The organism is Nostoc sp. NMS8 (assembly GCF_017115045.1).
Classification (GTDB): domain Bacteria; phylum Cyanobacteriota; class Cyanobacteriia; order Cyanobacteriales; family Nostocaceae; genus Nostoc.
On the sequence record NZ_JABXKK010000095.1, the window covers coordinates 1 to 9,030 of the forward strand.

The window sequence follows — 9,030 nt, forward strand, 5'->3', positions numbered from 1 at the left end:
GATTGCGGATCAGGCAAGTTCGCTTGTCAATAGGGTTTGAGACGCGCTAACCCTGATGCAGGTGCAAGAGTCATTCAAATCATTCGTGGGACTGCTAAAAGGGATAAAAAATGGTACTGTAACGCAAAAACCAAAACTTCCAGGATATCGAGATGGCAGGTTAAGTTTGGTCACATATCCGGCTCAAGCTATAAAACTGAAACCACAAGGTTTACGTTTCCCGTTAGGTAGCAAGGTTAAAGCATGGTTTGGAATAGCCGAATTTTACTTACATATCCCCTCGAATCTTGACCATAAGCAAATTAGAGAGTATCGGATTCTGCCTAGAAATGGTGAATTCTATCTTGAACTTGTTTACAAACTTCCGACCATTAAATCTGATGTGGATTTCGGTAAATGTCTTGGTGTAGATCCAGGACTCAATAACTGGTTAACCTGTGTTAGCAATATTGGCACATCTTTAATTGTAGATGGACTGCACCTCCAGAGCTTGAATCAATGGTATAATAAACGAGTATCAGTTCTTAACGAAAACCAGCCGCAAGGCTTCTGGTCTAAGCAGTTAGCTGCTATCACTGAAAAGCGAAATCGACAAGTTAGAGATGCAGTTAATAAAACTGCTCGAATAATATTAAATCACTGCCTTGAAAATCGTATTGGTACAATCGTTTTTGGGTGGAATGAAGGTCAGCGTCAAAACATTAATCTTGGCAATAAGACTAATCAAAAATTTGTACAAATTCCTACTGCTAGGTTGAAAGATAGAATCGCTCAACTCTGCGAACAGTACGGACTGAGGTTTGAGGAAACTGAAGAAAGCTACACAAGTAAGGCAAGTTTTTTAGACTCTGATTTGCTACGTACATTCGGCGAAAAACCTGATAGCGTAGCGTTAGCGAGTCTTCGAGCGTCAGGGTGGCAACCATCTGGGAAAAGAGTAAAACGCGGTCTGTACGCTTGTGCAAGTAGTATAAAAATAAATGCCGATGCTAACGGTGCAGCAAATATTTTAAGAAAAGTAGCGGTGAAGCTTGGGATAAACCTAAGTGGAATCAGTAGGGGTGCATTGATAGCGCCTTTGAGAATCCGTTTCTGGATTGCTTAAGAATCCCCATCCGCCTATGCGGTGGGGAGTATCAACAACTGACATTCAAACTAAAGCAACTAAGAAGATTCGCTGTTAAAATACCACCAGTCGGCTAAATTAAACGAGACATACAGCTTATGATTACTCAAATGATGGTTCAACCCTCATTCTGGGTAGATTCTGGAATCAAACTCAGTAAAGTTAGGGACATACATTTGTTTAAATTTACTGAAGAATTACAGTCTCGACTCGAAGAATTGTCTGAGAAAAAGAAAGCTGGATTGCTAACCACAGAAGAAGATGCTGAATTGGCAGGCATATTAGAACTGGATAGAATTTTTACCTTGCTTAATGCCAAAATCATTTCTGAATCATGACAGTTAATGATGCAACCAAAAAATTAGTCAGACAAAGAGCAAAATTTCTTTGTGAATACTGTCATTCTTCAGAAGAAGCAAGTGCTGCTCTATTTTCTATCGACCATATTATTCCACAGTCTCTTAAAGGTTCGGATGACCCTGATAACCTGGCGTTAGCTTGTCAGCGTTGTAACGGATATCGCTACAATTTTACCACTGGAATTGATCCAGATACAGGACAAATACTACCCCTGTTTAATCCACGCCAGCAAAAGTGGTCAGACCACTTTATTTGGTCAGCAGATGGTCTAAAAGTTATTGGCATTAGTTCTGTAGGACGAGCTACAAGTAATCGTTTAGACCTCAATGATGAACGTCATAATGAAGGGTCTATTGTCAAAGCTCGTCGTCTTTGGCTCAAAGGTGGTTGGCATCCGCCGGATGAAGATCCACGACAAGTAAAAGAGTTTTGATTTGCAATTTCTTTAACTGTAGAAGTGCATCACTCAAGCATGGCGTAGTCCATCGCCTAAGAGCAATCGATTTCTCATGAGTGATTGCCGAAGCCCTGCTGTTGACAGTAAAGGTAGTGGGCTTGAGTAATCTCCAAATCACAAGATGGAGTTTTTCAAGTAAAAATATATGAGTAATACTGAATTTCATCTTTGCCCAATCTGTTCGACCCCAACTCGATATTTTTCAAGATATCCACGTGCAGTTTGCGATGATTGCTATAGCAAAGCAAGTGATGCTCAGGGACGAAAATTGAGTTTTTTTAATACCTCAATGAGTGGAGGATTTGAGGGAATTATAACTGAAACTAAAGAGAAGTACGAAAGCCATATTTGCTATATTGATGGGGTAAAATGCTGCGCTGATGAAGCTCGCTTTGGCGGGATTGTGATTGAAACGATAATAAATGATAATTTTCTAATCACTAGGAAACCGTACTTAGATTATTAATTTATACCCAGTACTTGACTGTGGTCTATCAGATTAGATGCGATTGTGCCCCATCAAATGGGAACCATGTTATGTAATTGCGTTCCTTGGCACAATGAAATTATTGCATTTTCTCAAATCCAGACCAGTCATTATAGTTTTAGCGATTGCAGTAAATATCACTGTCATTGATGTACATTCTTCTACTTCAAATCTTCCCATAGGCAAGAGTACAATTACTCAGTCCCAACCACAGATTCAACTTGTTCACACACTGACTGGGCATAAAAAAGTGACTTTCGGTGTGAGAGTAGTTGCGATCAGCCCTTCGGGGCAAACCCTGATTAGTGGAGGTAGAGATGATACAATTAAATTCTGGAATTTACGTACTGGGAAATTACTGCATAGTTTAGACGCTCACTCAGATGGTATTACTTCAATAGCTATTAGTCCAGATGGTAAGCGAATTGTAACTGGTGGAGTAACCACCGCAACAATGAAGGTTTGGGATTTACGCACTTTCCTTATGCTTAATAGCGAAAGTGGACATACCCAATCGGTAGAAACCGTTGCGATTAGTTCAGATGGTAGATTGATTGCTAGTGGCAGTGACGATCGTACAATCAAGCTTTGGGATTTACACACGCTTAAGCTGCTTGATACCATTATTGCACACTCAGGATTTGTGAGTAAAGTTGCATTTAGCCCTGATATGCAAACCCTTGTAAGTGCTGGGGGTGGCGATGATAATACAATTAAGCTGATTGATTTACGAACTAAAAAAACACGCCATATTCTCAAAGGGCACAAAACCGGAATTGATGCTATTGCCATTACTCCAGATAGCAAAAAGCTTGTTACTGGTAGTTTTGGTCAGCTAGTTTCTCGAAATCGTGCAATTAGTACTCTGAAATTATGGAATCTTCAAAGTGGAAAACTACTGCATAAGTTTAGTGATAATTTTAATTCAGTTGAATCTCTTGTGATCAGCCCGAATGGAAAAATTCTGATTTGCGGCAATTATGATGGCACTATTAAACTGTGGAGTTTAGAGCAAGGGAAATTGTTGCATACATGGAAGGATGGTTCCAGTTCGGTTTTAGGGCTTGCTCTTAGTCCAGATGGTAAAACCCTCGCTAGTAGTAATGAGGACAGTACTATACATATTTGGAAAATAAACTCAAAAACTTAACTGTAATTTGTTAGCCGAACGCTACCGATTACAAAATCATGCAGCAGAAATGGCAGCGTTACACGAGTTAAAAAGGTGGCGATCGCCTAGAGCAGGCAGTTAAGCGATCGCGCTTGGCTTAACCAAAGTATTATTCTCCCGAACTTAACTCAGGTTGGTTCAAAATTGCCTCTACTAGCAATGCAGTCGGTAAGCTGCTAGTTACCATGTATTTCCACTGAATGCTTAATTGAGAAAAACTTTTGCAAGGATTCAGGTTTTATAATTAAAAATAAAGGGCTTAGAGCATTAAACATAAATGAGGTTAAAGGCTGTGAAAAAAATAGTTGTTGCTGCAATATTTAGCTTAATCGCTGGCTCAACATCTTTACTTTTTCCCCAAGCCGCTAAAGCTGATAGGGTTGTTTACTGTCATCCTGTTACTGAGAATAGAGTACTCAATGAATCGGCGGCTGACCACCCCTATGCTTATGCAAATGGTTTTCGAGAAGGAGAACAAAGCGCTCGGAATAGAGTTGCTTATAAACCTCGGACTGCTGGAGGTGAATTCGCTCGTGGTTTTCACGATGGTTATTTGAATCTACCTTATGCTGGGCAAGAGAATGTTGTACCTAGAACAATTGTGCAACATACTACTACTGTTTGTAATGAAGATGGTTATTACACCGTAGCGCCTTCTCCTGCTTACATTTACAACCCTTATCCCATCTATGTGTCGCCCTATCCTACTTATGGCATCAACTTCGGATTTGGAAGAGGGTTCCACTTTGGATTTGGCGGAGGGTTCCACGGATGGGGCCACCATCGAAGATGGTAGGGGTATAGAAGCCTATTAGATTGCTGGTCGCTTTGTTAAAAAACCTTGTGCAAAGCCGTAGAAATCGCATGAAAACAGAGCAGACTGTAGATTGACCGTTTGACTACAGTAGATGCTCTCCTGAAACTCAACTCGCTTTACTTCTTAAGCCCAATATCTCTGATTTACTCTGCTCTGTTATTCTTATAAGATTAAAGAAAATTCTTTGATTGTGAGTGCCTTCCCCACTTATTTCAACCAAGTATGTGTCTCAATGATGTCGTGATTGCTCGTGCCAACCTCAGCGATGTTACTGAAATTCTCAAGTTGGCGCAAGCCAATGACGCAGAACATGGTGGTATGTTGTTAGGTCATCTTGAGCCAGAGGCAGTAATGATAACCACATCTCAAATGCCTTGCGTTGTAGCCCACAAAGATGGGCAAGTTGTAGGATTCTTACTCAGTTGGTCAAAGGCAACTGCTAATTTACCAATAATAAAGGTGATGTTACAAGCCTACGCTGGTACAAAAGATGCTTACTTATATGGCCCTATCTGTGTTGATGAAACTATGCGTGGGCAAGGTATTGCTGCGAAAATGTTTGCTAAATTGAAAGATTTTTTACCAAACCGGGAGGGAATACTGTTCATCAAGGCAAATAACAAAGCATCACTTCAGGCACATCAAAAGATGGGTATGTGCAAGATGGCAGAGTTCATCTATGAAGGCACTGAATTTTTGGTATTCGCCTATAATGGCTAACTACTTGATGGGTTTGGGTGATTTGAGCTGCGCGATTGCTTTTAAGAGCGAGGGGCGTAATCCCAAAACCCAGGAAATAATTACAATCCGGGCAACCATTGTGCCTGTATTTTTTACTTGTTGCAGTTTCGGGAAAAAGTAGCACATTTTGTATTACTGATGCGTTGATTTTATCGAAACAAGAGTGCTGTTTCAATACGGTTAGGAAATTCAAAAAAAGAATCGCAGTTGCAAGGAATGCCCAGATTGAACTATTTATGGAATTATCAAAACAGGTAGAGAAAAATTATATTAGCGCTGACAACTACTTACAGCACTTTGCAAGTAGATGAAGTACACATCTTAATATGATAAATCTTGTGGGGTGGGCATCCTGCCCGCCCTTATGTACCTCGTTCAGATTAAATGTGCTGTAAGATCAGAACTATCAAAGAAAATTCAATGGTCTTTAACACAGCGAGATGTTAATTTGATTAAATTACTGATGCCTGTATGGTCATGGTTTTACCGTTACTATTTTCAAGTAAAAACTGATGGATGGCATCACATACCAACAGAAGGAAAAGTGTTACTAGTTGGTTCCCATAATGGTGGAATGGCTTCTCCAGATTTAGTAATGATGATGTATGATTGGTTTTCTAGATTTGGAACAGAGCGTTTGGTGTATGGTTTAATGCACCCTTATGCTTGGAAAGTCAGTCCAGAGATAGCCCAACTAGCTCAAAAAGTAGGAGCGATTATCGCGCATCCAAAAATGGCTATAGCTGCTTTTGATATGGGTGCTAGCGTACTTGTATATCCAGGAGGGCAATATGATATGTTTCGTCCTCACAGCCAACGTTATAAAATTAATTTTGCTGATAATAAAGGCTTTATCAAGCTAGCTTTAAAACAAGAAGTTCCAATTGTTCCTTTGATATCAGTAGGCGCTCATGATACGTTGATTGTTTGATGTGATTGCTACGATTTTGTCAAGCAATTGAATCAATGGGGATTACCGTGGTTATATCAAATAGACCCAGGAATATTTCCAATTTATTTAGGTTTACCTTGGGGCTTATCTATTGGGCCTCTACCAAATATTCCTCTACCTATACAAATTCATACTCGTGTTTGTCATCCAATTACTTTTGAACGATATGGCTTTGATGCGTCTAGGGATCGTGACTATGTTAATGCTTGTTATGAATTAGTTCATAACCAAATGCAAGAAGAGTTAAATCAATTGGTTATAGATACTCAAAAATCTTCATAAAGCCAAAACACTTCAAAAAACTCGGATTAGTAGGGACATTGAGCGAGGATATCTGTAGAACAGTGGATTATTGTTGCTATTGCTTAGTTATTTTTTATCCTAAACCTTGCCACAGATACCAACAGGCAATAGAACGGTAGGGTTTCCACATTTGTCCTAAATCTTCTACAGTCTTTTTATTAGGAAGCTCTGCTAAACTATAAACTCTGCGAATCCCTGCACGAATACCTAAGTCATCAACAGGTAGAACATCAAGCCGATGTAAACGAAACATAAGCAGCATCTGCACCGCCCAACGCCTTTTATTGGTGTTAAAGCTTCGATAATTGATTCATCTTCCATTGCCTGCAATTGATCTAGCGTAGGCAATCCATCTAGAACTTTTTGGGCAAGGTCTTTCAAATACAAAACTTTGGGGCGTGAAATACCTGCTCCTGGCAAAACGTCATCTGGGGTGTTGAGGATATCTATTGCTGTAGGGAAAGGGCTATGAGGATAAAGTTGCAAAAATTTGCTATGAATGCTCTCAGCAGCCTTGCCGGAAATTTGCTGGTAAAGAATTGACCGAGATAGAGAAAAGAGCAAGTCTCCAGTTTGTTGTACTTGATAGAGTTTGCAATCTCCAATAATTTCTATTAGCCTTGCCAAGATAGGATCTGAATGTTTGAGAGTTGTAATCGCAATTGAATAATCCATTAGTTTATCAGCTAAAACCTAAGCGTTTGCCCTCTCATTGAATCATCCATTCCCAAGGAGATTAAAACAATTTGCAATTATGTGAAATTAACGGGGATTTAGCTTAAGTATCAAAACGAGCTGCTTGATAGAAGCAGGGAAGTAAAACCCCCAAACTTTGTTAAAAAATGAAATGGTTAATGGTATTATAGTACAAGCGAACTATCAAAAGCTTTGTGGTTATTTGGGGCAGTAATATTTATTAATAATTCGTAGTTAAAAAGTGAGGAATGCGCTTTGGCAAATTATAATTCCCTACTTCTATAGTAAATGCTTGAAGTCCAAAACAGAGCGCCTAGTTGTAGGATGGTGTATGCCGAAATCACAAAAACTAGAAGAAACTTTATCTATTCTTGCCCGAATTAGACGGCATCCGACAAGTGAAGAAGGGATGATAATTTTACGTCAAGGCCTTAAGAGTAAATATTCTATAGCTGTTGCTCAAGCAGCCAAGATAGTCGGCGAATCCACTATTACTGAGTTGGTTAGTGATCTTGTAGAAGCTTTTGCTCGAATGATGGTCAAACCCACACAAGTAGACCAAAATTGTCTTGCCAAGAAAGAGATAGCACAAACACTGTATCACTTAGAATACAGCGATGAAAACCTTTTTTTGCAAGGGATTCGACATATTCAGATGGAGCCAGTATGGGGAGGAGTTGAAGATACTGCTGCCCATCTTCGGGGTATATGTGCTTTAGGTCTGGTGAGAATGAACTACTCAGATGTAATGAACGAATTAGCCGATCTACTAGCTGACCCCAAACCAGAAGCAAGAGTTGCTGCTGCAAAGGCGATCGCCTACACAGGAAATCCTCAAGGTGTACCTTTACTTCGTTTGAAAACCCGCATCGGCGATCAAGCACCACAGGTGATTTCAGAGTGCTTCAGTGGTTTGTTACAACTCGCTCCGGCTGATTCACTTGCAATAGTTGCTGGTTTTCTTTTTGACCCAAAGGAGCAAATCTGTGAGTTAGCAGCTAAGTATTGCAATGCAGACTATGTTTGAGATGTTTTTCAATCTTTTCACCCACTTCCGTAAATTGGCTAAAAATGAGTAAACTTTCTCCTTCATCAACTGCCTCCTCAACCATCTCCGCTAACCGACTGAGTTTGTGCGAACGCAGTGGTGAAAATTCGCTCCCATCTTGCAGAAATTGGGCTGGATGATTACAAATCTGCTTCAATTTCATCAGAGTTGAAAGAATCAATCCTTTGCGTTGAATTCCCTCTGCTGATTGCAATTGTTTTTCTACATTTAGTACCACCACTTCATAAAGCGATGCTTGCTCTTTGGTCAAGTTAGTGTAGAGTTTTTGTTCCACTTTATCTGGCAAGTCATTAATAATAGACTGGTCAGTTTTTAACCTTCGCAGAATTAGAGGTTCTACCAGTTTTTTCAAGGTGGCAGATTTCACGCGGTCATTGTCTTTTTGAATTGGAATCTCGAAAATTTTCCGAAACTGGGCTTCTTTACCTAAGTAACCAGGATTGAGAAAATTAAAAATTGACCATAAATCCAGTAAGCGGTTTTCTACAGGAGTGCCTGTCAATGCCAGCCGATGTTTAGCTCTTAATTTTAAGATAGCTTTAGTTTGGGCAGCTTTCGGATTTTTAATATTTTGTGCCTCATCCAGTACTAAACGTTGCCACTCGATGCTGCTCAATAACTTTTCATCTTTGCGGGCTAAAGTAAAAGAACTAATTATCACATCGTTTTGTTCACAAGCAGCTTTGAAATCAGCTAGATTTTGCAGCCTAGTGCTACCATGATGCACCATAGTTTTTAAATGAGGTGCAAATTTAGCAATTTCCTTCTGCCAGTTGCCAACAACAGAAGTCGGAGCCAGCAATTCTCATTATGAGAATAATTGTCGTTATCATTCAAGGCTATGCAAAATT

10 protein-coding genes and 2 pseudogenes are annotated in these 9,030 nt (G+C 39.8%); 9 read left to right on the plus strand and 3 right to left on the minus strand.

Features of this window, described 5'->3' with window-relative positions; all coding sequences use genetic code 11:
• The first annotated feature begins 55 nt into the window (after window positions 1-55).
• From HWQ39_RS21935 to HWQ39_RS21970, 8 genes and pseudogenes are all read left to right on the plus strand, one after another.
• The gene (locus tag HWQ39_RS21935; RefSeq protein WP_292849552.1) at window positions 56-1,105 is read left to right on the plus strand and encodes a transposase; all 1,050 of its coding nucleotides are present in this window, start codon (window positions 56-58) and stop codon (window positions 1,103-1,105) included.
• Between the two features lie 119 nt (window positions 1,106-1,224).
• Entirely contained in the window at window positions 1,225-1,464 is a 240-nt protein-coding gene (locus HWQ39_RS21940) for a hypothetical protein (protein ID WP_163939136.1), read from the plus strand.
• Window positions 1,461-1,919: an HNH endonuclease gene (locus HWQ39_RS21945; RefSeq protein WP_292849555.1), complete on the plus strand. Its 459-nt coding sequence runs from the start codon at window positions 1,461-1,463 to the stop codon at window positions 1,917-1,919. The genes HWQ39_RS21940 and HWQ39_RS21945 overlap by 4 nt, the downstream gene beginning before the upstream one ends.
• Window positions 1,920-2,088: 169 nt before the next feature.
• Window positions 2,089-2,409 carry a hypothetical protein gene (locus tag HWQ39_RS21950; RefSeq protein WP_292849557.1) on the plus strand — a complete coding sequence of 107 codons (321 nt, stop codon included), beginning with the start codon at window positions 2,089-2,091 and terminating at the stop codon, window positions 2,407-2,409.
• Between the two features lie 94 nt (window positions 2,410-2,503).
• Window positions 2,504-3,580: a WD40 repeat domain-containing protein gene (locus HWQ39_RS21955; protein ID WP_292849559.1), complete on the plus strand. Its 1,077-nt coding sequence runs from the start codon at window positions 2,504-2,506 to the stop codon at window positions 3,578-3,580.
• Between the two features lie 313 nt (window positions 3,581-3,893).
• A complete protein-coding gene (locus HWQ39_RS21960; RefSeq protein WP_292849561.1) occupies window positions 3,894-4,397 on the plus strand; it encodes a hypothetical protein in 504 nt (167 codons plus the stop codon).
• A gap of 243 nt (window positions 4,398-4,640) precedes the next feature.
• A complete protein-coding gene (locus HWQ39_RS21965; protein ID WP_292849563.1) occupies window positions 4,641-5,138 on the plus strand; it encodes a GNAT family N-acetyltransferase in 498 nt (165 codons plus the stop codon).
• A gap of 385 nt (window positions 5,139-5,523) precedes the next feature.
• Window positions 5,524-6,393, plus strand: a pseudogene (locus HWQ39_RS21970) (lysophospholipid acyltransferase family protein).
• Window positions 6,394-6,487: 94 nt separating this feature from the next.
• On the opposite strand, the gene HWQ39_RS21975 reads toward HWQ39_RS21970, so the two are convergent.
• Window positions 6,488-6,667: a hypothetical protein gene (locus HWQ39_RS21975; RefSeq protein ID WP_292849565.1), complete on the minus strand. Its 180-nt coding sequence runs from the start codon at window positions 6,665-6,667 to the stop codon at window positions 6,488-6,490.
• Window positions 6,622-7,089, minus strand: a complete 468-nt coding sequence (locus tag HWQ39_RS21980) for a hypothetical protein (protein WP_292849567.1) — start codon at window positions 7,087-7,089, stop codon at window positions 6,622-6,624. Before HWQ39_RS21980 ends, HWQ39_RS21975 begins: the two co-directional genes overlap by 46 nt.
• Before the next feature lie 352 nt (window positions 7,090-7,441).
• Here HWQ39_RS21980 and HWQ39_RS21985 point away from each other — a divergent pair, with 352 nt between their 5' ends.
• Window positions 7,442-8,137, plus strand: a complete 696-nt coding sequence (locus tag HWQ39_RS21985) for a hypothetical protein (protein WP_292849569.1) — start codon at window positions 7,442-7,444, stop codon at window positions 8,135-8,137.
• On the opposite strand, the pseudogene HWQ39_RS21990 reads toward HWQ39_RS21985, so the two are convergent.
• Window positions 8,112-8,981: pseudogene (locus HWQ39_RS21990) on the minus strand (SNF2-related protein); the annotation flags it as partial. The gene HWQ39_RS21985 and the pseudogene HWQ39_RS21990 overlap by 26 nt on opposite strands.
• Between the last annotated feature and the right edge of the window lie 49 nt (window positions 8,982-9,030).

Coding starts and splice junctions, on each gene's coding strand:
- HWQ39_RS21935 (WP_292849552.1), top strand. CDS start 56: ATGCAGGTGCAAGAGTCATTCAAATCATTCGTGGGACTGCTAAAAGGG.
- HWQ39_RS21940 (WP_163939136.1), top strand. CDS start 1,225: ATGATTACTCAAATGATGGTTCAACCCTCATTCTGGGTAGATTCTGGA.
- HWQ39_RS21945 (WP_292849555.1), top strand. CDS start 1,461: ATGACAGTTAATGATGCAACCAAAAAATTAGTCAGACAAAGAGCAAAA.
- HWQ39_RS21950 (WP_292849557.1), top strand. CDS start 2,089: ATGAGTAATACTGAATTTCATCTTTGCCCAATCTGTTCGACCCCAACT.
- HWQ39_RS21955 (WP_292849559.1), top strand. CDS start 2,504: ATGAAATTATTGCATTTTCTCAAATCCAGACCAGTCATTATAGTTTTA.
- HWQ39_RS21965 (WP_292849563.1), top strand. CDS start 4,641: ATGTGTCTCAATGATGTCGTGATTGCTCGTGCCAACCTCAGCGATGTT.
- HWQ39_RS21975 (WP_292849565.1), bottom strand. CDS start 6,667: ATGTTTCGTTTACATCGGCTTGATGTTCTACCTGTTGATGACTTAGGT.
- HWQ39_RS21980 (WP_292849567.1), bottom strand. CDS start 7,089: ATGGATTATTCAATTGCGATTACAACTCTCAAACATTCAGATCCTATC.
- HWQ39_RS21985 (WP_292849569.1), top strand. CDS start 7,442: ATGCCGAAATCACAAAAACTAGAAGAAACTTTATCTATTCTTGCCCGA.